The 24,683-nt window shown below is 52.4% G+C and carries 23 protein-coding genes; 6 read left to right on the top strand and 17 right to left on the bottom strand.

Features of this window, described 5'->3' with window-relative positions; genetic code table 11:
- Positions 1–12 precede the first annotated feature (12 nt).
- On the top strand, positions 13–1,008 hold the full coding sequence (gene tal / locus ACJJIZ_RS20485) for a transaldolase (RefSeq protein WP_444912162.1): 996 nt from the start codon (positions 13–15) through the stop codon (positions 1,006–1,008).
- On the top strand, positions 989–1,447 hold the full coding sequence (locus tag ACJJIZ_RS20490) for a tellurite resistance TerB family protein (protein WP_282934160.1): 459 nt from the start codon (positions 989–991) through the stop codon (positions 1,445–1,447). The genes tal and ACJJIZ_RS20490 overlap by 20 nt, the downstream gene beginning before the upstream one ends.
- Before the next feature lie 43 nt (positions 1,448–1,490).
- Here the strand turns inward: ACJJIZ_RS20490 and ACJJIZ_RS20495 are convergent, their stop codons facing one another.
- The 7 genes from ACJJIZ_RS20495 to hrpA all read right to left on the bottom strand — a co-directional run bounded on the left by ACJJIZ_RS20495 (position 1,491) and on the right by hrpA (position 10,603).
- A complete protein-coding gene (locus ACJJIZ_RS20495; protein WP_444914685.1) occupies positions 1,491–2,009 on the bottom strand; it encodes an STAS domain-containing protein in 519 nt (172 codons plus the stop codon).
- A gap of 220 nt (positions 2,010–2,229) precedes the next feature.
- Positions 2,230–3,408, bottom strand: coding sequence for a PP2C family protein-serine/threonine phosphatase (locus tag ACJJIZ_RS20500; RefSeq protein ID WP_413664484.1), 1,179 nt, complete (start codon positions 3,406–3,408; stop codon positions 2,230–2,232).
- A 38-nt stretch (positions 3,409–3,446) separates the two neighbouring features.
- The gene (locus tag ACJJIZ_RS20505; RefSeq protein ID WP_444914686.1) at positions 3,447–4,349 is read right to left on the bottom strand and encodes an MlaA family lipoprotein; all 903 of its coding nucleotides are present in this window, start codon (positions 4,347–4,349) and stop codon (positions 3,447–3,449) included.
- Positions 4,350–4,476: 127 nt separating this feature from the next.
- A complete protein-coding gene (locus ACJJIZ_RS20510; protein ID WP_444914687.1) occupies positions 4,477–5,247 on the bottom strand; it encodes an HvfC family RiPP maturation protein in 771 nt (256 codons plus the stop codon).
- On the bottom strand, positions 5,228–6,073 hold the full coding sequence (locus tag ACJJIZ_RS20515; protein WP_444916226.1) for an HvfB family MNIO-type RiPP peptide maturase: 846 nt from the start codon (positions 6,071–6,073) through the stop codon (positions 5,228–5,230). The genes ACJJIZ_RS20510 and ACJJIZ_RS20515 overlap by 20 nt, the downstream gene beginning before the upstream one ends.
- An 88-nt stretch (positions 6,074–6,161) precedes the next feature.
- Complete coding sequence (locus ACJJIZ_RS20520; protein WP_108731896.1) at positions 6,162–6,461, bottom strand: HvfA family oxazolone/thioamide-modified RiPP metallophore; 300 nt, start codon at positions 6,459–6,461, stop codon at positions 6,162–6,164.
- Between the two features lie 239 nt (positions 6,462–6,700).
- On the bottom strand, positions 6,701–10,603 hold the full coding sequence (hrpA, locus tag ACJJIZ_RS20525; protein ID WP_444914688.1) for an ATP-dependent RNA helicase HrpA: 3,903 nt from the start codon (positions 10,601–10,603) through the stop codon (positions 6,701–6,703).
- 166 nt (positions 10,604–10,769) lie between these two features.
- Here hrpA and ACJJIZ_RS20530 point away from each other — a divergent pair, with 166 nt between their 5' ends.
- Both ACJJIZ_RS20530 and ACJJIZ_RS20535 read left to right on the top strand, forming a co-directional pair.
- On the top strand, positions 10,770–12,263 hold the full coding sequence (locus ACJJIZ_RS20530) for a peptide MFS transporter (RefSeq protein WP_444914689.1): 1,494 nt from the start codon (positions 10,770–10,772) through the stop codon (positions 12,261–12,263).
- Positions 12,253–13,512 (top strand): amidase family protein, encoded by a 1,260-nt coding sequence (locus tag ACJJIZ_RS20535; RefSeq protein ID WP_444914690.1) that lies wholly within the window; start codon positions 12,253–12,255, stop codon positions 13,510–13,512. Before ACJJIZ_RS20530 ends, ACJJIZ_RS20535 begins: the two co-directional genes overlap by 11 nt.
- Positions 13,513–13,540: 28 nt before the next feature.
- Here the strand turns inward: ACJJIZ_RS20535 and ACJJIZ_RS20540 are convergent, their stop codons facing one another.
- From ACJJIZ_RS20540 to dnaX, 10 genes are all read right to left on the bottom strand, one after another.
- Entirely contained in the window at positions 13,541–14,722 is a 1,182-nt protein-coding gene (locus tag ACJJIZ_RS20540) for a vWA domain-containing protein (RefSeq protein WP_108731893.1), read from the bottom strand.
- A 100-nt stretch (positions 14,723–14,822) separates the two neighbouring features.
- On the bottom strand, positions 14,823–15,668 hold the full coding sequence (locus tag ACJJIZ_RS20545; protein WP_444895115.1) for an AAA family ATPase: 846 nt from the start codon (positions 15,666–15,668) through the stop codon (positions 14,823–14,825).
- 172 nt (positions 15,669–15,840) lie between these two features.
- Positions 15,841–16,521, bottom strand: coding sequence for a YEATS-associated helix-containing protein (locus tag ACJJIZ_RS20550; protein WP_108731891.1), 681 nt, complete (start codon positions 16,519–16,521; stop codon positions 15,841–15,843).
- A 415-nt stretch (positions 16,522–16,936) separates the two neighbouring features.
- Positions 16,937–17,317: a hypothetical protein gene (locus ACJJIZ_RS20555; RefSeq protein ID WP_282934168.1), complete on the bottom strand. Its 381-nt coding sequence runs from the start codon at positions 17,315–17,317 to the stop codon at positions 16,937–16,939.
- A gap of 196 nt (positions 17,318–17,513) precedes the next feature.
- Positions 17,514–17,963, bottom strand: a complete 450-nt coding sequence (locus tag ACJJIZ_RS20560) for a YcgN family cysteine cluster protein (protein ID WP_444914691.1) — start codon at positions 17,961–17,963, stop codon at positions 17,514–17,516.
- A 10-nt stretch (positions 17,964–17,973) separates the two neighbouring features.
- Positions 17,974–18,261 carry a YcgL domain-containing protein gene (locus tag ACJJIZ_RS20565; RefSeq protein WP_444914692.1) on the bottom strand — a complete coding sequence of 96 codons (288 nt, stop codon included), beginning with the start codon at positions 18,259–18,261 and terminating at the stop codon, positions 17,974–17,976.
- Positions 18,258–19,388, bottom strand: coding sequence for a ribonuclease D (gene rnd / locus ACJJIZ_RS20570; RefSeq protein ID WP_444914693.1), 1,131 nt, complete (start codon positions 19,386–19,388; stop codon positions 18,258–18,260). Before rnd ends, ACJJIZ_RS20565 begins: the two co-directional genes overlap by 4 nt.
- 9 nt (positions 19,389–19,397) lie before the next feature.
- The gene (gene recR / locus ACJJIZ_RS20575; protein WP_282934172.1) at positions 19,398–20,003 is read right to left on the bottom strand and encodes a recombination mediator RecR; all 606 of its coding nucleotides are present in this window, start codon (positions 20,001–20,003) and stop codon (positions 19,398–19,400) included.
- Between the two features lie 30 nt (positions 20,004–20,033).
- A complete protein-coding gene (locus ACJJIZ_RS20580; protein ID WP_444914694.1) occupies positions 20,034–20,378 on the bottom strand; it encodes a YbaB/EbfC family nucleoid-associated protein in 345 nt (114 codons plus the stop codon).
- 55 nt (positions 20,379–20,433) lie between these two features.
- Complete coding sequence (gene dnaX, locus ACJJIZ_RS20585) at positions 20,434–22,410, bottom strand: DNA polymerase III subunit gamma/tau (RefSeq protein ID WP_444914695.1); 1,977 nt, start codon at positions 22,408–22,410, stop codon at positions 20,434–20,436.
- Positions 22,411–22,645: 235 nt separating this feature from the next.
- On the opposite strand from dnaX, the gene ACJJIZ_RS20590 reads away from it, so the two are divergent.
- Entirely contained in the window at positions 22,646–23,173 is a 528-nt protein-coding gene (locus ACJJIZ_RS20590; RefSeq protein ID WP_444914696.1) for an RNA polymerase sigma factor, read from the top strand.
- Positions 23,174–23,513: 340 nt separating this feature from the next.
- The gene (locus ACJJIZ_RS20595; RefSeq protein WP_444914697.1) at positions 23,514–24,563 is read left to right on the top strand and encodes a FecR family protein; all 1,050 of its coding nucleotides are present in this window, start codon (positions 23,514–23,516) and stop codon (positions 24,561–24,563) included.
- Positions 24,564–24,683 lie beyond the last annotated feature (120 nt).

Here is a 24,683-nt window from a genome sequence, read left to right on the forward strand (position 1 = left end):
AAGGGAGGAACCATGAACAAGTTGGAGCAACTCAAACAGCGCAGCCAGGTTGTAGCAGATACGGGAGATATTGAAGCAATTCGCCGATATTGTCCTCAAGATGCCACAACCAATCCCTCCCTACTGTTTAAGGCCGCCCAGCTCCCTCAGTACGACAACCATATCGCCGAGGCACTTCAGTGGGCCGAAAGCCACCAGGGTGGCTCGAACGCGGAAAATATTGCACGCCTGGCCGCCATCAAACTGGCTGTCAGCATCGGCACGGAAATCTTGCAGTTGGTGCCCGGGGTGGTATCCACCGAGGTCGATGCTCGCCTCTCTTTTGATACCCGCGCTACTATTGATTACGCACGCCACCTGATCGCCTTGTACGAACGCGCAGGTATTGCCAAAGAGCGGGTATTGATCAAGATCGCGTCGACATGGGAAGGCATTGCTGCCGCATCAGTACTGGAGCGCGAGGGAATCCACTGCAACCTGACCTTGTTGTTCAGTCAATCCCAGGCGATTGCCTGTGCTGAAGCCGGGGTAACTCTGATCTCCCCCTTCGTCGGTCGAATCCTCGATTGGCATATCGCCAACAGCGGCCGCGAGTCATTCCCTGCGGAAGAGGACCCGGGCGTAATCTCGGTGCGCAATATCTATGAGTACTACAAGTCCCGGGATTACAAAACCATTGTGATGGGCGCCAGCTTCCGCAATACCGGGGAGATCGAGGCCCTGGCAGGATGCGATCGACTTACAATCAGCCCTCAGCTATTACAGGCCTTGGAGGACAGTGAGGCACCTCTCGCTGCTGGCCTGCCACCGGTATCCGCAACCAAATCCCGGCCGACACAGGATCTGGCTGAAGCCGAATTCCGCTTTCAATTGAATAGCGATGCCATGGCCACTGAAAAGCTTGCCGATGGCATCCGGAACTTCGTGAAGGATCAGGAACGTTTAGAGCTATTGTTACAGAACCGAGTAAAGGGACAGCAGGAAATTCATGCTGCAACAAATCCGTAAACTGTTTGAGCAGATAGGAAATAGCGTTGATGTTGAAGCACGTGACGAAAAAGACGTGCGGATGATCAGCGCTGCGCTGTTAGTCGAGGTCGCCACTGTCGATCAAAAGCTCGATGAGTGTGAGCGTGAAACGCTCACACAGCTCTTATGCCAGCACTACTCTCTCGACCAGACTAGTGCCACAGAAATAGTCAGTGAAGCTATTGGCCAACGGGACAGAGCCACATCCCTGTTCGAGTTCACCCAGGCGGTGAATGAACAGTTCAGCGAGAGAGATAAATACCTGCTGATTTTGCAGATGTGGCAGGTAGCTTTTTCAGATGATGTTATCGAGGCTTTCGAGGAGCACCTGATTCGCAGGGTGGCAGAGCTAATTTATCTGCCACACGGACTCTTCACCAAGGCACGCGCCGAAGCGAGGGATATGAAGCGTTGCTAAGAAAGGGAGATTTCCAGGACTGGGGATCAGTAGAGAATAAGAGCTAGTGATAATGCGCCGAAGATTTGGCAACCGGGGAACATTCTCGCTCAAGGGTATGTACCAAGTCGCGAAAAGTCTCGGCGTTTTGCTCGTTCATGCTCATCAATACCCGGTGAGCTTCCAACACCTTTTCCCGCGCAGCACATTCGTCAGGGCTATTACATACCAAAGGCGTGGTGGGTACGCTCAAATCGTGGACCGTATCGCTGATTTCAACCAACGAATCAAAGCCCATAGCGTCCAACAGGTGGCGGATACCTTTACCCGCAGAGAATACCAACGGCTTATCACAGCCCCGCTCCAGAGCGCGAATAGCAATCTTCGCCATCAGGCCGAGAGTCGTACTATCGACACCTTCTGCACCACCGAGATCAAATGCCACTCCGGCAAAATCACCCCGTGCAAACATGTTGTCGATAAAGCTATCAAATGAGGTACAAAGGTTGAGACGAACATCACCTACTAACTTGATGACGTAGATGCCCTGGTGGGCCCCAACCATAATTTGCCCGGACTGCATAACAACCCCTGGCTCACCCGAATACACCTTTTGATAGAAGTGCAGGCGGATGGCAAAAGTTCACTGGTAGAGAACACAATAGCATTTGACGTTTTTGGCGCCTAGTGCAATTTTGTGCATAAAGTGGGCGGAGCTTACTCCTGACTATGCAGACTGACAAGTGCGATAAAGCACAAAATTCGACTTCATAGTCGAAGACTATCGATAGAAGTTTTAGGCATTACTGGCGGCCTAAAGTGAGAATCGTAATATCGTCCGGAAGGGCACCAAAAGTATCCATTTTTAGAGACTGACAGAGCCTGTCGAGTTCTCCCCCACTCTCTGAAATAGCCTGCAAAAGCTGGGCCTCTTTATCGAGCAGATCGCCCTGTAATAATTCAAGTACACCGTCGGAACAAGCGACCAGGCGCCAAGCGGGCGGCAGCTCAGCACGCATCACTTGCCAATCACCCCGTTCAAAAATACCCAGGGGACGCCCTTTTCCCGGCAACCAGTCTGCACCCGCCTCACTAACCAGGGCCGGCATAGGTATTTGCCCGGCGACGGCATAGTGCAATTGCCGGGCACTACTATCCACAACCCCGACAAACATACTGGCGTGCTTGCCCAATTTTGTAGATAACAACTCGCCATTGACCAGATTAAGGACATCCAACAAGTCATCACTGAGGGAGTCCAGCTGGGCAAATAAGGGGCGCTCTCGCAAGCGATGCATAATGCTGTGCTTAATCAGGGCAGTAACCAGCGCAGAAGAGACACCATGGCCCGACACATCGACCAGGTAAAAGGCTACAAAGCGCTCACCGAACAAGCCGTAATCAACAAAATCACCGCTCAGGTACAGGGAGGGAACCAGCCGGTAGGATGCTTCCACACCGCTGGGGTAGTGATAGGGGGTACGGGGAAGTAAATGCTGTTGCAGTAAACGGCCAGCTTCCTGGTCTCTGCGCAGCAGCTCCACATGATCCCGCAGTTCACTGTTGCGACGCTCCAAGGTCACTTTATATTCGCGATTCTGCTTCGCCAGGTTTTCTTCACCGCTGATACGGCAGATCATGCGATCAATAGCCGCCGCTTCTTCCAAAGGTTTAACCAGGTAGTCTTTGGCTCCAAGGCGCATCGCTTGGAGTACATCATCGGCAGCACTGTCTGAGGCAATAATTACTGCGGCCACTTCTGGGGCTATGCGCTTTATCCGCCGCAACACCTCCAGCCCACTCATATCCGGCAAATAGCGATCAATCAATACGATATGGAAAGCGCCGGGGCTGAACTGGCCGATGCCATCTTCCCCGTTGTTGGCAACACTTACCTGGAAGCCAAAACGCGAAAGCGCCCCTCGCAAAAAATTGCGGGAGCGCTCATCGTCGGTTAGCACCAGGCTACTGGGGCCGGCCATATAAAGGCTCTAAAAAGTTATCTGCCCTAGGTGACAAATCAGTAGTCGGAAGCCTCTTCCACTTCACCCTGATCAATTGCCTCTGCGGCCTCTTCTTCGGTTTGAACATCCATTTCACCATCGACAATCAAATAGTCGCGGCGCTGCAGGTAAGCATCCCGCAAGAGTACATAGCGATCACCATGCAACAGGGACTCCGCTTGCAGCAGGCTGGCGCGGCTCTGAATGATATCTGTCCCCTTCAATGCATATTTGGTCGCGTCGTCATTTACATAGGTCAAGGGGTTGGTGTAGTAATCCACGACCCTGGCTGGGGTATCCCGTACAGTGGACGGACCCAGTAGCGGTAAAACCAGGTAGGGGCCAGAAGGGACTCCCCAAACAGCCAAGGTCTGGCCAAAGTCCTCGCCATCACCCTGCTCGAGACCCATATGCTGGGCAACATCCAGAATACCGGCAATACCCACCGTAGAATTCACCAGGAAACGACCGGCGTCATTGCCCGCTTGGCCCCATTTACCCTGCAGAACATCATTAAAGGTATTGGTAACTTCGCGCAGGTTGTCGAAAAAGTTGCTGACACCGTGCTGCACGAAAATCGGAGTAATTTGGCGATAGCTGACAGCGGCGGGCTTCAACACATAGCGATCTGCACCATCGTTGAAGGAGAATATGGCCCGATTAAAACCTTCCCAGGGGTCGCGAAGTGATAAATCTTCGCCCTCAGCACCACCAAATTCATCGGCAGGATCAAAGCCGTACTCATCCTCGAGAGACAGGCCCCCGTCATCGGCACTGGCATCCTCTGCTCCGCTGGTATCTACTGCAGCCGGGTTTTGAGCTGCACCACCAAACGGATCTTGTTGCGCTAGCGCCCCTACTGGAGTAACAGCTATCAGAGTTGCCATTAACCAGGGCGATAAAGTTTTGCTTCCAAGCACAACCCTGCTCCTCTTATATCAAACTAGTGAGACCAAGGATTCTAACGCCCTAATAATTCGTAAGCTACCCTCGGCAGCATAGCAGCTGGGATTTGCCAAAGATAAAGGAGTTTCAGGCAATCACAGGCTAAGCCTTTAAACCGGCAATAACCCCTTTATTCAGTAGTTTTTCTAATAAATCGGCACCAAAATCAAATAAGGAGTCACGACTAATATTGGGTAATTCCTGAGCCATCTGTTCCAATATTTGTAAGCCGGTGTAATCGCCCGCAGAGACCAACTGCAACAATCTGGCGGTGACGGCATTGATCTCCATAAAATTCACTTTGTCGGAACGATCCCGGTATACGAAAAGGAACGTCGGTACCTCCGGCGGCTCTTGGGGCTGAAAATCCGGCCCCAACCGATGCACTGGGTAGCGGTAGCTGAGGCTCCAGACAAGAGGGGAAACTACAGGAACTTGCTGTAAAACATCCCCCTCTATCGCCAGCCCTTCCGGTAATTCTACATCACTGACATCTAAAGCCAACTCTACCCACTCGTAGTGGGCAAGCTCCAACAGGAACGGAGGATCTTGTGGTTGTTCTCCCCGTTCGTTCTGTAAATATGAGAGAAACTCTTCACTGATCTGCAAAAAATACGGGCTAACGGATGTGTGTTTGTGGACAAAATCACGCACCATTTGATGCCAGTTTTCGTCGCTATAAAGACTGCGCAATACCGGGAATCCACTGGCAACAAAGGATTCAATATTGTTGTAAATCAAATCTCGATAAATAGCGACACGCCGGTCCTCAATTTCTGCCGGCGGCGCAACTTGATCCGGTGCGCGCAAATGGGCAGCAAAGTCCCGCTGCACACTTTTGAATGTCTCGGGCTTATCGACGACTGAGGACATAATTCTCTTCCACTTGGTGACTGGCCTGAATGGTTTTAATATGTCCTACTTCTTCGAGTAATTTGGGAATCGGCGGAATATTAAAATCCCGCTCAAGTAGCGTCGGCATCACACCGTGAATATCGTAGGCGCGATCGAGTAGCTCCCACACAGGATCAATAACCGGTGCACCATGGGTGTCCACCTTTAAATCCTCTGCCTCATCATAGTGCCCGGCAATATGTACGTAGCGAATTCTTTCAGTAGGTAGTGCAGATAGAAAGTCCAGCGCATCGTAGCGGTGGTTAATCGAGTTTACATAAATATTGTTCACGTCCAGAAGCAAATCACAATCGGCCTCTTCCAGCACCGCATTTAAAAAAGCCAGTTCAGTCATCTCCTGGCCCGGCGCCGCATAGTAGGAGACATTCTCCATTGCAATCCGTTCTTCCAGTGCGTCCTGGACCATACGGATTCGCTCGGCAACATACATCACCGCTTCTTGCGTAAAGGGAATGGGCAATAAATCGTACAGATGGCCGTGATCTGAGCAATAACTCAAGTGCTCACTGTAACCGCGAATATTGTGTTGCTTGATAAATTTTTTAATGGCTGCAACCAATTCCATATCCAATGGTTCTGGTGCACCAATCGAGAGAGATAAACCGTGAAGTAAAAAGGGAAAACGCTCTGTATATTCCTTAAACCAGCGCCCATAGCGACCGCCAACACCAATCCAATTCTCAGGTGCTACTTCCAGAAAATCTACGGCATCTGTATCAAGGTTTTCACCCATCATTGAGCGGCGCAATCCAAACCCAGCGCCTTCTACGGAAAACTCGCGCAACACTTTCAGGTCTCACTTTTTTCAGCGATCAATAAAAAACAGGGTGGATCGCTAAAGCGTATCCACCCTCTTTAAGTACAGCGAAAAATTACCCGCCACACTTACCTTCGCCGCACTTGCCTTCTTTTTTCTTGCCTTCGCCGCACTTACCTTCGCCGCACTTGCCTTCTTTTTTCTTACCTTCGCCGCACTTGCCTTCGCCGCACTTACCCTCTTTCTTTTTATCATCACCATCGTGATCAGCCAGCGCCACGTTGTAGCCTGAGCTCAGGTCTGCTGCGGCAAAGGGGTTAGCATTGCTGTTGGCAGCAGATACATTCATAGCGGCAGTGGCGATAAACGCTGCGCCAACTGCGGCGGCTACAGGGGAAAGGTGCTTCTTGTTCATAGTGAATCTCCTAACTAGGTATCCTTAGCAATAAAAAGTACAAGAGACTTTTTTCCACTCCGCAGAAGTATAATGCTGCGAAACAAAAATCAGTCATTGAATAGAACCCGCCACAAAATAACCGGTATCAAGGGGTCATTCTGGGCTCCAGGCCTGCTTTCAGTACTTCTGTCGGGCTCTCCATCAAATTCTTACACTTGATCAAAATTTTTTTTGTGATCTCTTTTCCATAGAGAAAATCAACCAAGCAAACCTTTCCCATCAATTTCTGCCCATGACTTGCTTAAGCGCTTGGATGACACCGGCATCAGGGTTTTTAGAGTCTGCGCGAATAAGGAAACACGAAATTCCTCCAACATCCAGCGAAACTCACGCAATTCTGCCTCTGCAGAAAGTTCTCTGGGTGAATATTTCTCCACTTGCGCCAAGTAAGGCTCCGCCGCCTTCTGGTATTCAACTTGCAGTTTTCGGTCACGGTTAGGGTCGAGGGCGGCCTTTTCCAAGCGCATTGCGATCGCCTTCAGATAGCGGCCGTACTGGCGCAGCCATGACAGCGGAGTATCAAACAAGCAGCCTCGGTAGAAGAGCCCAGCCAGTTGCTGCTGGATATCCCCCACCGCCATTGCGACCGCCAGGTTTTTCTGCTGTTTGATCTGTTTACGCAGTGGCACCAGCTGAGCCAGGGCCTTGACCAACAGATCACCAATCTCCTGGGCCACCCCCACCAAGTCACCGTCATTTTCCAAAGCGGCCAGGAATTCAGCTTCGGTGCGCGGCAACTCCTCTTTGGGCCAGAAAACTTCGCGCACGGCTGCCATCAGGATGTCGTCAGCTACCTCCTCACGGCGCCCCAGATCCGCTGCAGAAAGCCCCAGCTCCTTGCCTCGCAACAGCTCTTTGCGCAGATACTTCACCTTCTCCGGCAAGTGCAACAGAGCCAAACGGCAAATACCCGCGCGAGTAAGCCTGCGAGCCTCACTGGGGTTATCCAGTAGCTTCAGGGAGACACTGTCTTTTCCTTCAACCAGCGCGGGGTAAGCCCGCACCTTGAGCCCGCCCTGGTTGAGGGTATGGGTCTCTGGAAGATCACCGAAGTCCCAGCGGGTAATACCCTCCCGCTCAAAACTGTCGCCAGCTGTTGCCAGCCCCTGCTGTACCCGATCCCGGTAGCGCGCCTGCAATAGGGCCAAATCCCGATCTTGATCCAGCAATTTACCGCCTTCATCCATCACCTGGATATTGAAACGGTAATAATCTTCCAGGGCCTGTTCCGCAGACTCCCATACCTCATCTGGCAGCTGCTGCGCTGTCTGGCGCTTCAGCTCCAGAGCCAACGACTGCCACAATGGGGTATTGTCTGCACGCAGTCGGGGCAAAGCCTTATCTATCGCAGCCGGCACTGGCACAAAATATTTACGCCACTGCTTGGGCAGGGCTTTTACCAGAGCGATGCACTTGTCCCGCAAGATGCCCGGCACCAACCAGGAGAGGCGAGCTGCCGGCACCTGGTGCAGTGCTGCAACCGGCACCTGTATACTGACGCCATCATCCACACTGCCAGGCTCAAAGTGATAGCTGAGCGGATAGACAATACCGCCCGCCTGCAACTCATTAGGGAATTGGGCCTCTCCCACATGATCGGCACTCTGCTGCATCAATAAGTCGCGGGGAATAAACAGCAGCTGTGTATCGCTGGATTCCGCTTTCTTGCGCCAGTACTCAAATCCAGCCAGGTTGACGATATCCGCTGGGATACGCTCATCGAAGAAACGGTACACCACTTCATCATCCACCAGAATATCCCGGCGACGGGATTTGGCTTCCAGCTCTTCCAGGGACTTCAACAGGTCGAGATAGTGCTTATAAAACCGCCCCTTACCGCGATAGCGTTGCTCCACCAGCGCCTGGCGAATAAACACTTCCCGAGAAGTTTGCGGGTCCAGTTTGCCGTAGGGAATTCGGCGTTTTTCCACCAGCACCAAACCGTAAAGGGAGACCTTCTCAAAGGCCATTACCTGCCCGGAGCGAGCGTCAAAATGGGGTTCAAAATAATTGCGCTTAACTAGGTGCTGCGCGGCGGCCAATATCCACTCGGGCTCGACCTTGGCTACGGTATGGGCGAACAGGCGGCTGGTCTCCAGTAACTGGGCAGACACCACCCAGCGGGGAGGTTTTTTAAATTGACCGGAGCCTGGGAAAATATGGAAACGACGATTGCGGCAGCCGTTAAACTCCTTGTTTTCATCCCGCGCGCCAATATTGCCCAGCAATCCCACCACGATGGCTCGGTGTATCGCTTCGTATTCCGCCGGCTCTTTGTTTTCTTTAACTTCAAGATCGCGACAGGCCACACGCAGCTGGTGGTGGATATCTCTCCACTCGCGCATACGCAGCCAGGACAGGAAGTTTTTCTGGCACCATTTGCGCAACTGATTTTGACTCAGTTCCTGACGCTGGACTTCAAAGGCATCCCATAGCTGAACGAAGGATAAAAAATCCGATTGTTCATGCTGCCACTGGCGATGTTTTTCATCCGCAGCCTGGCGTTTTTCTGCCGGGCGCTCGCGCGGGTCCTGCACGGCCAGAGCGGCGACAATAATCAAGAGCTCCCGCGCACTGCCATTCTCTGCCCCCGCCAATAACATGCGGCTCAGGCGCGGGTCCAAAGGCAACCTTGATAGAGATCGCCCCAATTTAGTGACCCGGCCCTGCTCATCTACCGCCTGTAATTCCTGCAGCAATTTATAGCCGTCATTAATCAGTCGTGGGTCCGGCGGATCGACAAATGGAAACTCGCGGATATCACCGATACGCAGCTGTAACATTTGCAGAATGACTGCTGCCAGATTCGTACGCAGAATTTCCGCATCGGTAAATTCCGGGCGCTGCTCAAAATCCCGCTCTTCATACAAGCGCACACAAACACCGGCGCTGACACGGCCACAGCGACCGGCACGCTGGTTGGCGCTGGCCTGGGAAACCGGCTCTATAGGCAGCCGCTGAATTTTACTGCGGTAGCTGTAGCGGCTCACTCGTGCAGTACCCGGGTCGATCACATAACGGATACCGGGCACGGTAATAGAGGTCTCTGCCACATTGGTAGCGAGTACAATGCGACGGCCTTTATGGCCGTGGAAAACTTTGGCTTGCTCCGCAAGGCTCAAGCGGGCATACAAGGGCAGCACTTCCAATTGCGCCATCTGTGCATCGCGCAAAGCCTTGGCGCACTCGCGAATTTCCCGCTCACCGCTCATAAATACCAGGATATCCCCACCGGACTTTTCCTCGTGCAGCAATTCCTCCACAGCAGTGACCACCTGCTCGTTGAGATCTGCATCCGTATCCGCTGCGGGGCGATAGTGAACTTCTACCGGGTAGGTACGACCGGAAACCTCGATAATCGGCGCATCGTCAAAATGCCGGGAAAATTTTTCCAGGTCGATGGTGGCCGAGGTAATTATCAGTTTCAGGTCAGGGCGCTTGGGCAGTATGGTTTTCAAATAGCCCAATAGAAAGTCAATATTAAGGCTGCGCTCATGGGCCTCATCAATAATCAGCGTATCGTATTTATTTAACAGGGGATCGCGCTGAATTTCAGCCAGCAGGATACCGTCTGTCATCAGTTTGACGTGGGTATGCTCGGTACTGTGGTCGGTAAAGCGTACCTGGTAACCGACGGACTCTCCCAGTGGCTGCCCCAGCTCCTCAGCAATTCGATTGGCTACAGTGCGCGCAGCAATCCTGCGCGGCTGCGTGTGGCCAATTTGGCCGTAAATTCCCCGGCCCAGTGACAGGCAAATTTTTGGCAACTGAGTGGTTTTACCAGAACCGGTTTCACCGGCAATCACTACAACCTGATTTTTCTCGATCTGCTCGGCGATTTCCTCCCGCCGCGCTACCACTGGCAAAGACTCCGGCCACTGCACTTCTGGCAACTTGCGCCGGCGCTCCTCCACCAGGGTCTCAGACGCTTGGAGCTGCTGCTCCAATTGGGCCAACATGCGATCTACCGGCTTGCCCTCTTTCTGGCGCCGGCGCACATTTTTGACAGTCCTGCGCAACCCATAGCGGTCACGCCACATGGTCGCGGAGATTCGGGCCTGCAGCGCCCCAAGTACTTTTTCTGCTTCGGTGTGACTCATAATTCGTACAGCAATGGCAAACGCGGGATTATACCCCCTGAGCACCGCAGGGCTATCAAACCTTATTCTGGCGCTCATCTATACTGGTGCGAATAGCACTTCTTCTGAGGGGCACGGCCTTTACTGCTGGTGCAATTCCTCAGGGTCATACCTTGCGAGCAGTACTATGCAAGAGATCAAGCCCAAGCCCCCCGCCAGCGCAGGCCAGCTATTTGGCCACCCCAAAGGACTCTTCCTGTTGTTTGGTACTGAGATGTGGGAACGTCTCAGCTACTACGGCATGCGTGGTATTTTTGTCTTCTACCTGACCTCTACAGCGACTGCCGCAGTCTTCGGCTGGGAACAACTGACCGATACCGAATTGCAATCCAAAGCCCTCAGCTACCTGGGCTGGTATGCAATGCTGGTCTACCTAACTCCCATTATTGGTGGTTGGATGGCAGATAATCGCTGGGGCCAGCGCCGCTGTATTATGTTCGGCGGCACCTTGATGATGCTGGGACAGTTCGCCCTGGGATTTCCCCACGGTTGGCTGCCAAATGGCAGCCAAATTTATATGTTGTGGATCGGGTTGGCCTTGCTGATTATCGGCAACGGTTTCTTCAAGCCAAATATCTCTACTATGGTCGGGGACCTCTATGAAGAGGGTGATCACCGCCGGGACACTGCCTTTACCATTTTTTATATGGGTATCAACCTGGGCTCTATCCTCGGTTACCTGCTGGTGGGCTGGATTGGAGAAAAGGTGGATTACCAGCTGGCCTTTATCGTCGCTGGCCTTGGTATGTTAGCCGGCCTAATCCTGCAGATGACCCAAGCCAAGCGCTACCTGGGAGAAATCGGTGTAGAACCTTCTGCGCACCTGGAACTGAAAGACAAGAAAGATGAGGACGTCGATAAGCACCGCCCACTGACTCAAGAGGAGCGCGACCGCATCAAAGTTATTTTGGTGCTGGGTGTGTTTATCGTGATTTTTTGGGCTGGCTTTGAGCAGGCTGCCGGCTCAATGAACTTATTCGCCAAATATCGAACCGACCTGAATGTGCTGGGGTGGGAGATTCCCGCCAGTTGGCTGCAGATGGTAAACCCTCTGTTTATTATTATCCTCGCGCCGATTATGGCCAGTATCTGGGTAGGCATGGGAGACCGGGAACCCAGCTCACCGGCCAAATTCAGTTTGGGACTGGTTTTTCTCGGCGTGGGATTCTTATCCATGTGCGGTGCCGCCCTGCAAATTGGCGATTCAGAGACCATTAAAGCGAGTATTTGGTGGCTGGTATTTGCCTATATTTTCCACACCATTGGCGAACTTTGCCTATCGCCAATTGGGCTCTCTGTCGTAACTAAATTATCTCCGCTGCGCTATTTATCCCTGATGATGGGGCTTTGGTTTGCCTTTATTGGTATTGCCAACAAAGGAGCCGCAGAGATCGGTAAACTCGTCGGTGTATCCGGTCCACTCGCAACCTTTGGCGGAGTAGCCCTGGCCGCAATTATTGCCGGAATTATCCTGTACTTTATTCGCGAGAAACTGGTGGACTGGATGCACGGTGCAGAAGAGGTTCATGTAAAGGTGGGCGAAACCACCAAGGAGGAACTGAGCATCACCGCCGATCACGACGGTGTACCGCCGAAGCATTTTAGCGGTAATGACAAATAAGGGAGCCAACCCCATAAAAGGCGTATTTTGCGAGCACGGACCTCGCTCTTTAACGTTATCAGATTCCGGACCGCTAACAGGCGTACGTTTAGCGGTCAAAGATCTCTTTCAATTGAAAGGGGAGAAAAATACGGCAGGCAGCCCCGAGTGGTTCAATACTCACCCTCCTGCCAATAAAACCGCACTTAGCTTGCAGCAATTACTGGAGGCCGGCTCAACCTTTACTGGGTTTACTCACCTTGATGAACTCGCCTACAGCATGCAGGGGAGTAATTTACACTACGGTTCTGCCGACAACCCTAAACTGCCCGGCTATTTTTGTGGGGGTTCCTCTATGGGATCGGCCGCCGCCGTGGCCTCAGGGACAGCCGATATTGGCTTAGGCACCGACACCGGCGGATCGGTGAGGGTACCTGCAAGCTATTGTGGTTTATTCGGCATTCGAACCAGTCACTCACTTATTCCTACCGACGGTGTTATCGGTTTAGCACCCTGCTTTGATACTGTCGGTTGGTTTAGTCAAACTCCTTCATTACTTGTAGACGTCGGCAAAATTCTCATCCCGTCACAGCACTTGTCCACAAATAAAGTAACCCGCCTGGTTATTTGCCCCGAGATCAGTCAACTGGCAGATACGCCCATTCAAGCAGCAATCCAGGAATTTATTCCTACATTAAATAATCAATTTCCTATCTGCGAGATTAAACACCTGTCTGATATTGAATTACTCGGCGAACTGGCGGGTGTATTCAGAATTTTGCAGGGCCGCGCCATCGCCAATACCCACGGAGACTGGTTGCGAAAATACCGGCCGGTATTTTCAGAGGACACCGCCACAAGAATTACTATGGCCCTATCAATTACCGACGATGAGATATCCTGGGCCAACGAAAAACGACAACAGTGGTGCAAGTTGATGGAGACATTACTACCGGACAACAGTAGCGTTTTACTAGTACCAACCACCCCCACAACCGCAATTAAGAAAGGGACCGATAGTGAACCCAGCAAAGTACAAACAAATCGCCAGCGACTATTGGGTTTAACCGCTATTGCAGGGCTTTGGGGCGCCCCCCAATGTCATCTGCCGTTGTTTTCTATCCTAGAAAATGGGATTAATACTGGGGGAAAAGAGATAGAGAAACCCTCTGGCTTCTCATTGATAATGACTCCACAAAGCGATTTTTCGCTTCTATCTCTAGTTGCGCAACTAACAAAATCCCTCGAAGGAATAGCAGGTAGCACCTAAGGTGCTACCTGAAAAAGCGATCAGCTTTTTAACGCCCTTTAACCAAATAAGCGATGGCTCGATCCAACCCCTCCAGGGTCATCGGATACATATGCCCGTCCACCAGTCTCTGGGTCATACCGATACTGGGAGTATATTGCCAGTACTCCTCTCCTACAGGGTTCAACCAGATCAGGTTACTGTAGGTATCGGTAACACGCTCCATCCAGGCCGCACCGGGCTCTTCATTCATATGTTCGACACTGCCGAAACGACTGGTAATTTCGTAGGGCGCCATAGACGCATCGCCGACAAAAATTACTTTGTAGTCCTTGCCATAGGTGCGCAGTATTTCCAGCAGCGAGGTATTTTCGCTATAGCGCCGCTGGTTGTCTTTCCACACATGCTCGTAAACAAAATTGTGGAAATAAAAATATTCGAGATGCTTGAACTCAGAACGACAGGCGGAGAACAGTTCTTCACAGACGCGCACATAGGGGTCCATAGAGCCCCCTACATCGAAAAAGATCAGCACCTTAATTGCATTATGTCGCTCCGGCACCATTTGAATATCCAGTAACCCTGCGTTGCGTGCAGTAGAGGAAATGGTGTTATCCAGATCCAGTTCCTCTGCGGCCCCGGTGCGGGCAAATTTACGCAACTTACGCAGAGCCACCTGGATATTGCGGGTACCCAGACTGATACTGTCATCCAGATTTTTAAACTGGCGCTTCTCCCATACCTTTGACGCCGAGCGATTGCGCCCCTTGCCGCCCACACGGATACCACCGGGATGATAACCGCTATTGCCAAACGGGCTCGTGCCGCCAGTGCCAATCCAGCGATTACCACCACTGTGACGCTTCTTCTGCTCCTCTAGACGCTTTTTAAATTCCTCCAGCAGTTTTTCCAAGCCACCGAGGCTTTGTACCTGGGCCTTTTCCTCTTCGGTCAGCTGCTTCATAAATTCTGCACGCAGCCAGTCCTCGGGAATCATTTGCTCGACAATGTCGTCGAGGGTCTCAAGGTCCTTAAAATAGGCGTCGAAAGCGCGATCAAATTTATCGAAGTGCTTCTCGTCCTTGACGAGGCAAACGCGAGCAAGGAAGTAAAATTCCTCAAGGTCGGCAAATACCAGGCGCTGCTGTAATGCCTCAAGCAGGGCCAGCAGTTCGGTGATGGTTACCGGTAATTTATAGCGGCGTAAATTCTGGAAAAAGCCAATCAGCATAATAATTCGCAGTCAGCACAGGGAAAAAATAACACCCGGTTAAACCGGGCCGAAATCACCGAGGACAACCTAAGCCCTCGGTGACATTAACCAACACAGTTTAGCGATTATCGCGACGGGCCATAAACGCCAGGCGCTCCAGCATATGGACATCCTGCTCGTTTTTCAGCAGGGCACCGTAGAGCGGCGGAATGGCATTGCTGCTATCGCTGTTTTTCAGGATCTCCCCGGGTATATCATCAGCCATCAACAGCTTGAGCCAATCGATCAGCTCGGAGGTAGAAGGCTTTTTCTTCAAGCCTGGAACCTCGCGCAGCTGGAAGAAAATATCCATTGCCTCGGCCACCAGCTGCCCTTTGATCCCTGGATAGTGCACATCGACAATTTTGCGCATGGTGTCACGATCGGGGAAGCTGATGTAATGGAAAAAGCAACGGCGTAAAAAGGCGTCCGGCAACTCTTTCTCATTATTGGAAGTGATAATTACGATGGGGCGCTGCTTGGCCTTGATGGTTTCGCCAGTCTCATAGACAAAGAACTCCATACGATCCAGCTCAACCAGCAGGTCGTTGGGGAATTCGATATCCGCTTTATCGATTTCATCGATCAGCAGCACCACGCGCTCTTCTGCCGCAAAGGCCTCCCAAAGCTTACCGCGCTTAATGTAGTTGCCAATATCGTGAACCTTATCCACCCCCAGTTGGGAGTCCCGCAGGCGGGATACCGCGTCGTACTCGTACAGGCCCTGCTGGGCTTTGGTGGTGGATTTAATATGCCACTGGATCAGCTTTAGTCCGAGGCTCTCTGCTACCTGCTCGGCGAGCAGTGTTTTGCCGGTGCCGGGCTCACCCTTGATCAATAGTGGGCGCTGCAGGGTAACGGCCGCATTCACCGCCATCTGCAAGTCGTCGGTCGCTACATAGCTTTCGGTACCGGTAAACTTCATAACTGCTCCAATCCTGTCGTCGAGGCTAACTATCTCTTTTAGCGAATGATAATTGAACAACAGGTTGGGGGCGAGGCGGTAACGCTCAATTTGGATGACCAGCTTGCGCTGGGGAAATTTGCCAGTCCCGCAGGGCGAGTCTTGAAAGCCCGCGTGGGCTTTCCGAAGCAGCCTAGGCCATCTGGGTACTGCGGCGGTGTACAACCTGGCGACCTTTGCCGGTGATATACCAGCGGATGCCCAGGTGACTGTGAATTTTCCCGACCATCTCCAGCACCAGCAAGCTATTCAAGGCGCGGGCTATAGAATTGGTTTCCATACCGCTGTCCTGCACCATGCCGGAAAGAGACCGAAATACACACTCCCCGGTATTTAACAAATGCAGCACCTGTAGGGCATTGTCATCCAATTTACGGATCTGATTGAAATCGATGGTCGGCCCCTGCTCGGGATCGCCCTCAATTTCATGCTCCAATAGGGGCATCATTTCCAACTGCATGGTGCGCAGTTCCTGCTCCATATTCTCTACTCGGGCGCGGGCAATACTGGCGTCGCGCAACTGGCGCCGCGCGGCGTTAAACACGAACATACGGGACGCAATTGCAGCGAGCAGGCAGTAACCGGTAAAAATCAATAAACGCGAGGGGTCACCCTGGATTTCTATCAACAGGTCACTCTGGGTGAATTTAAGGAATATCGGCACCATCAAGGCGCCACACAGCCCCATAATCAGGCAACGTGCGAGCCCCGCTGGATCTTCTTCAGTAAACAGCATTTGATAGTAATTGACCAACCCACCCAAAATGCCCGAAACCAGCATTACTGCAGTCAATATAAGCAGGTGATCGAGCATCAGTATTCCTCAGCCATTCGGCTCTCACTGCCAATCCGGGCAAGTGGGTATTGAACTGAATATTTCACTCTATTCACGACTGCCCTTGCCCTCTTCCCCTATTAGGTGCGAGGTATGTCCCACATGCTGGATACAGCCGCCTCTTGTTGTTACTGGATACCTGGCAGAAAAGTGACACTGCTTTTACATTGTTTTGCCTTGCGCCACAGCGGGAACCAGCTTAATAGATATAGCAGCTGTCATTGACTGGGGTTGTCGGTCTAAAGGGTTTTAGCGCCTTTGATACGAGCAACCGAGTGAAGGCCTGGATATAGGCGTCGAGGAGGGACGATGGCTGCGTAAGTGAATTAAAGTGCAACAAAAAATACTGGGTGAATGGCCACCCTGCCCTCAGGCATGACAGCCATATCTTGGGTTATTGTTCGTTAAAGTAGGGATCTTCATCAAAGCGACGACGCCTGTCCCGGCGAAATCTCATCAGCAAGCTGACAATCCCCCAAACAACCATGATCGCCAGGGCTCCACCCGAAGCGAATATCAAATTGGTAGTGACCTCTGGCGCCGCTCCATTTTCTTCAAACAGCGTTTGATAAACAAATAGCGGCAACACCGGCACAGCAACTGACTCCGCTACAGAGGTCTTTGCCGGCGCCAACAACACTGCCGCAGCCACTAACAGTAGAGTCTGGCGCACCCAACTCCAGCGCCAATTGCGCATAAACCACCAGCCCGCCAACAGCATAACCAGTGTTGAAGCGGCGTATACCATCCAGGCAAATTGGAAATCTTCTGTCATTCTCTCACTCTACTTTCTGGCACACCGATTTAATATCGGGCGAATATGCCAGGGTCCTTTACATCGTTACTCGCTCGGAACCGGCATATTTACGCCGCTTCGTAGACAAAGACTGCCAGCGATAATTAATTCGAAGAATCGAATTAATTATGCGCAATATTCAAAGGCGTTTACAGGTCGCAGTTCCCGTTTGCGATCAACCTTGTTCAACCCAAGAGACAATATGATCCTCCATATCGTCTGGATGAACCGACTCTTCACTGACAACGCGCCCACGCACCGATATCCCCGCCCGATGTACGGATTCCGGGTCTCCCGATACCAATGGGTGCCAGTTCGCAAGAGGGCGCCCTTCCGCAAGACTGCGGTATGCGCAGGTGAGCGGCAACCAATCGAATTCGGCAATATCCTCTATACGCAACTGAATGCATCCGGGGACATGGGCTTTGCGCTGGCTGTACTTGCTGCACTGGCAGGAATGGGTATCCAACAGGCGGCAGGCCACATTAGTGAGGTAGACCTCACCCGTATCCTCATCCTCCAAACTGTGCAGACAGCAGCGACCACAACCGTCACAAAGCTGCTCCCACTCGGATCGACTCATTTGCTCCAGCGTTTTCCGCCGCCAAAAAGGCTCCTGTGCCATTTAGCTCGACTCAGCGTTGCAACTTGCTGTTCTTCAGCGCGATTTCACTCATTTCGGAATCGGCTATTGGCGGCATCTGTAAGTAATAGCCGCGAGTGCGCACCTCTTTGAGCAACTTGTCCGCCTCTGCACGGGCCAGCTTTTTGTCCGGCGTCACCAACATCGTAGTGACGTGCTGCGGCTTGCCGAAAAGCTCCAGTAGATTTTTGGGAACCCTCCCAGTGCCTTCGCGCTTATCCACGTACAGATACATTTCGTCTTTATTTGGACTGCGATAAATATCGCATAAAACTTTCACTTCAATTCCTCTTTACGCAATTGTTTCAGAGCTTCGAGCAAAGGGTGGCCAATCACATCGGCCCGCCACCCTCTGAGCCGCCCCTCTAACTCGGGTCGACGGGCCTGGACCAAGGCTTCCAGCTCTTTTTTGCGAATTAATATTTCGGCAGGCAACCCGGCCCGCTCGGCAATAGACACCATCTCAAGTCGCAGTTGCTTGAGGATCTCTCCCTGCTGCCGGTTGAGAGGCTGCTGCATTCGCGCAGGTGGATCGCTTCTCTCACAGGCTTGGGCAACGATTTTTAACAGGGCCTCTCCGTGCTCACGCAAAGCCCGCCCTTCCATACCCAGTTGGCTCAAGGCGCCTCTGTGCCGGGGCAACTGCTGGGCCAGGCCGAGACAGACATTCTCTTTCAACAAGTGATTGCGCGGCATATTCAGCGCCCTGGCCTGCTTTTCGCGCCAGGCACATACATCCTGTAGCACTGCCAGTTGTTTACTGCGCAGGCGCCAGGCACCTTTCACTTTTTGGTAGTAAACCTCAGGTGGGTTCGGGTTTCGAGCCGTGACCACCAATGATGCACAGTCTTCCTGCAACCACTCCAGGCGCCCCTTCGCATTGAGGTCCTTTACCAGTACGCCGTAGAGTACCGGCAACCAAGCGACATCGAGGGCGGCATAGGTTTTTTGTGCATCGCTGAGAGGTCTCTGCAGCCAGTCCGAGCGGGTTTCACTCTTGGGCAACTCAATATGCAGTAGCTGGTTAACTGTCGCCGCATAACCTAAGCCCGCTCCCATACCACAGATCGCAGCGGCAATTTGGGTATCAAAAATGGGCTCGGGGATCACCCCCAGCAAGCGCTCCAGGGTTTCCAGGTCCTCACTACAACTGTGCATGATTTTAGTGACAGCGGTATCGAGCAAGAGGTCGCGAAGCGGCTGTAACTCCTCAATCGCCAAATTGTCGATCAGGTAGCAGTGTTTTCCATCACCTACCTGGACCAGGGCCGGTTGGGGATAAAAAGTACGGCTGCGCATAAACTCGGTATCCAGGGCTACCGCACTCTGCTTGCGCCATTCTGCACACAACTCTACCAGCTGCTCGTAACTGTCGACCCAGCGTGGAGTGGTATCTATTTCTGTCATCGATATCACTCAACTGCCGGAAAAAAATGCGGTTCGACTATTAAAGGCGTGGGCGAGAGTGCCGCCATCGATATATTCCAATTCTCCGCCGATGGGCACACCGTGGGCAATCCGGCTCACCGTCACCCCCTGGGCACGAGCTCTCTCCGCGATGTACTGCGCGGTAGCTTCACCTTCTACCGTAGGGTTAGTGGCGACAATAAGTTCGCGCAACTGCTCAGTAGCGAGTCTCTGCTCCAGCAAGTCGATCCCCAGGTCCCCCGGGCCAATGCCATCAATGGGCGAGAGATGCCCATGCAGGACAAAGTAGCGACCGTGGTAATTACCGGCCTGCTCAATAGCCAGAACATCAGCGGGCGTCTCAACCACGCACAGTGAGTCCTGCTCGCGCCGGCTATTGCTACACAATGAGCAAACGGGCTCCTCTGTGAGGGTGCGACACTGCCCACAGCGCCCCACTTGTTCCACCGCTCGCGCTAAACTCTGGGCCAGCAGGGAGGCAGCTTCCCGGTCTTTTTCCAACAGGTACATCGCCATGCGCTGCGCGGACTTGGGGCCCACACTGGGCAGACAGCGGAGCGCGCGGATCAGCTCTTCAATCAGGGGACTAAACATACAAACTCAAAACCAGTGGATGGCCACTTCTTAAAAGGGGAACTTAAAGCCTTCAGGCAAATTGATACCTGAAGTCAGGTCTCCCATCCCCTGCTTTTGCAGATCCTGTGTTTTTTCCTCTACACGACGCACAGCGTCGTTGACCGCAGCGGCCAGCAGGTCTTCCAGCATTTCCTTCTCTTCGGTCATCAGGGAGGGATCAATTTCCACAGATACCACATCGTGGCGACCATTCATCGTCACCTTGACCATACCCGCCCCAGACTCACCGCAGATGCGAAGCTCAGTCAGGTCCTGCTGCATCTTCTGCATTTTTTCCTGCATATCGGCCTGCATTTTCTGGGCCTGCTGCATCAAATCGCCCAAACCTTTCATAGGTAACCTCTATCTTGTGCATGTAGCCTCGGAATAAACCGGGCCCTAATTGTCATTAATCTTCTACTACTAGTGATTCTACGGAGCCCGGCACCAGTTCCGCACTCAATTCTGTCTGTAATTCTTGAACCAGTGGGTCAGCAACCAGTGCATCCTGGGCAGCTTCTAGCCGCGCTTGGCGGGTAGCTGCGACTAATCGGGCGGGGGTACTCCCATGTACCTGCCCTACTTGGATCTGCGCCACCACAGGCTGCTGGAAGAAGTCAGCCAGAGAGTCCCCAAGGCGCCGCTGGTGAACTTCGTCGTAGAGGCTGCTGTAGGATTCATCCAGGGTGAACGAGAGTATATTGTCCTGCCTGCCCACCATCTCCAAGTGCTGGGCAATAGAGTGCAAAATACCGGTAATACCCAACTGTCCATACATTACCGGCCAACTGCCAGGCGTTAATGCTTCCAAACGCCCTTTTGGCACTTCCTGACTGCGGCTTTCTACCGGAGCCTCCCGCGAGGTATTCACCGTATTTTGTGGTACTGGTTGCTGTAGTGCCGGCGCCGACTCCACTTCCGCAACTCGCTGGCGAAGCTCGGCCAGGACATCTTTACGCTGGGGGCGCTCTTCTGCCATTCCCTGGACAGGGGGTGGGCTTGTAATTTGCTCCGGCTGAGCCTCCGTCGCTGGCTCACTGATCATTTCAGTTGGAGCTGTCGACTCTGCCTCTCGCTGCTCTGTCTGATGCTTAAACGGCTGCAGGCCTTCCACTGCCTGCGAGGGAGTTAGATCAACCGCTGTAACAGCCTGCGGCTGTGCCGCTTCAGGCTTTTTTGCCGGACTGACCTCCGATACTTCTGGCGCTACAGGAGCCTGTGGCTGTAGCGCTTCTGGAGCCGGTGCTGGCAAAACGGGTTCGGAAGCCGATGGCAGTGGCGAACGGGGAATATCCGCAACACCCTGGGGGCGGAAAGCCAACATCCGCAGTAGAGCCATTTCAAAGCCACTGCGCTGATCCGGGGCCAAGGGCAGGTCACGTCGGGCCAGCAGAGCCATCTGGTAATACAGCTGCACATTTTCCGGGGCGATACGCCCAGCTAAATTTCTCAGTCGCTCACCATCACCCAGAGAGTTATCGATAGATTGCGGCAACACCTGAGCCACTGCGATACGGTGCAGGTTATCGGCAAGTTCTGCCAGCGCTGCACTGTAATCAGGGGCCTGCTGAGACAACTCAGCAACTGTGGCAAATAAAGCCTGTGCGTCCTCTTCAGACAAGGCTTGCAGCAGCTTCCACACCAAACCGGTATCGATACTGCCCAGCATACCGCGCACTTCTGCCTCAGTAATTTGCCCCCCACCAAATGCGATGGCCTGGTCAGTAAGACTCATCCCATCTCGCATACTGCCATCTGCGGCGCGACCGAGATGCCACAGGGCCCCTTCTTCAAACGGAACCTGTTCCTGCTCCAACACAAACTTCAAGTGCCCCACAACCCGCTCGGGGCTCATATTCTTCAGTTTGAACTGGAGACAGCGGGACAGCACGGTAACCGGCAACTTCTGCGGATCAGTCGTTGCCAGTAGAAACTTCACATGGGGAGGCGGTTCTTCGAGGGTTTTTAACAGCGCGTTAAACGAGCTGTTCGACAACATATGGACTTCGTCGATCAGGTAAACCTTGAAGCGACCCCGGGTCGGTGCGTACTGCACGTTCTCAAGCAGTTCACGAGTATCTTCGACCTTGGTGCGCGAGGCTGCATCCACTTCGATCAGGTCGACAAAACGGCCATCAGCAATCTCATTGCAAGTGTGGCATTGGCCACAGGGTTCAGAACTGACCCCCTCTTCACAATTCAGGCACTTGGCCAGGATTCGTGCGATCGTGGTTTTACCCACACCACGGGTACCGGCAAAGAGGTAGGCGTGGTGCAAGCGACCATTATCCAGGGCGTTGATCAACGCCTGGAGAACATGCTCCTGTCCCACCATCTCGCGAAACAGCTTCGGCCGCCACTTCCGTGCCAGTACTTGATAACTCATTCAATCTCCGGTGCTCGACACACCTCTGCAAGGTCTTATTGTCTGCGCCTGTGGCGCGGCCGCCATTATACCGGCATCCACCGTCAGGCATAGAGAATCGAAGAGTGTGACCAGTCAAGTTCTATCGTACCTCTCGTAGCGAAACCAATGCTTGTGATATAACTGTGCGCCAGCTCGCACTAAGAACAATCAGTCCATAACTACAGCGAGCAGGGTACGGGGATCACGATCAGTAATGAATAAGGCCAGGAAGACGCTTCTTGAAAGGCTGTTTACCGAGCACGGACAGGCCTTGGTGCGCTTTGTCTCTCGCATTGTAAAAAGCCCTGACGATGCCGAGGATATCGCCCAACACGCCTATCTACGCCTGCAAAAACTCAGCGATGAAAAGGAACTCGAGAATCCACGGGCCTACCTCTACCAGATTGCCAACAACCTGGCCGTAGACCAGCTGCGTCGGGGCAAGCTGCATGTAGAGTACGTGAGCCAGCAGATCCCCATGGAGGGTGAACCCTATAACGACGACCATGCGGACCACCAGTCACCAGAAAGGTTGCTGGCAGCCCGCCAGCAACTACAGTCCATCTACGAAACCATGGACAAGCTACCCCTAAAGTGCCGCCAGGCCTTTCTATTACATAGGACCCGGGGCCTCTCCTATAGCGAGATAGCTAAGGAGATGAATATCTCCGTGAGTAGTGTGGAAAAGTATATTTTGCAGGCTTTGAAAGCGTGTCGTAAAAAGGTAACTCCTGAAAGGTGACCTTCAGTCAGTTGCGCCACTTATGACACCTATCCTTAACATAACGATAAAAAGAAGATGAATCACCGGTATTCAAACCTTAGCAGCAGCGCCACAAAATTATTTGAGGGGGGAAGCTGTTCAGCCGTCTCAGCTTCGAAGGGCCGTATTGAGTAAACCTAAATACTCTACATACAACAGAACTTTTTACTGCAATACAGTAAAAACACGTTGGAATTATTTTTTTACTCATAGGTCCGTGTAGTAAAGGTCGCACAAATTGAGAGACTTTGAGTAATATGCCGCCTTTAGTATCAAAGTACTAAGTTAATTTTCGCAAATCCAAGGTGCTAGAGCAGCCATGAAGACTAACCCTAAGCAAGCATTAAGTGAAGATAGCCTGGATCAGGCTTGCGCTTGGGTTGCTCGTTTGCGCTCTGACTCGATCACATCTAGCGACCGCCGTCAATTCAAGCAGTGGATTTCCAAAGAAGAGAATCAGCTGGCTTTTACTGAAATCACTGAACTCTGGGGAGATTTGGGGGCCTTGTCTCATCTGCCGAGCGACACACTGTTCCCTGAAAGCATCCCCTATCCACAAAGTAAAGCGGCCTCATGCTCCGCATCTAGCGAAACACAGAAGCAGCTGAGCTCGAAGCAATGGACATTGCCTCAGTGGCTTATGGGCGGAGGACTGGCAACCTGTGGAGCAATAGTTGCCCTGTGGGTTGGTTATCAGGGTATGGGCGGCGAACTCAAAGCCCAAATATATGTGACCGAACGCGGACAAATACAAACCATAAGTCTGTCCGACGGCTCAGAAGTGAAACTGAACTCAAATAGTGAACTTCGGGTAATCTATAACCGCAATGAGCGCCGCACGGAGTTAGTCCGAGGTGAAGCCTTCTTCGAAGTGGCAAGACAAACTTCTCGCCCCTTTACTGTTACTGCCGGCAGCGCCAATATCCGCGTATTGGGAACTGAATTTAACGTTGAGCTCAACCCGCAGAGCACGAAAGTATCCGTAACCGAAGGCACCGTCTCAGTCAGTGAGACCGATAGCGCTCCCGGCTTAGGACCCGAATCAGTACAACTAATCAAGAACGAAAAAGTCAGTGTTTCTGAAAGAGGCCTTAGCCCAATTGGCCAAACATCACCGGAAGAAGCTACCGACTGGACAAAAGGACTGTTAGTCTTTGAAAAAACCCCACTTAAGGATGCTTTAACTGAGTTAAACCGCTATTTAGCTGTTCCCGTTGCCGCCTCCCCCCAAGTAGAGGACAAATTAGTTTCGGGGACCTTCGAGATCTCCGATCCAGACAGCACCTTGAAAGCTATCGCTACTGCGCTCGACTTACACGAAGACCACAGTAACTCCAACCTGACTATCTTGTCTCCCGCACATAACTAGGTTATAACCGTCATCACGGCGGTTATATATTAGGCAAGCAAAATAAGCCCGCCCAGAATCTAAGAAGAACTATCAGTTTGCTGCATTTTGACATGCTGCATGTATTTGAATGGGCACCTC

Source organism: Microbulbifer maximicatervae (SeqCode) (assembly GCF_052467225.1).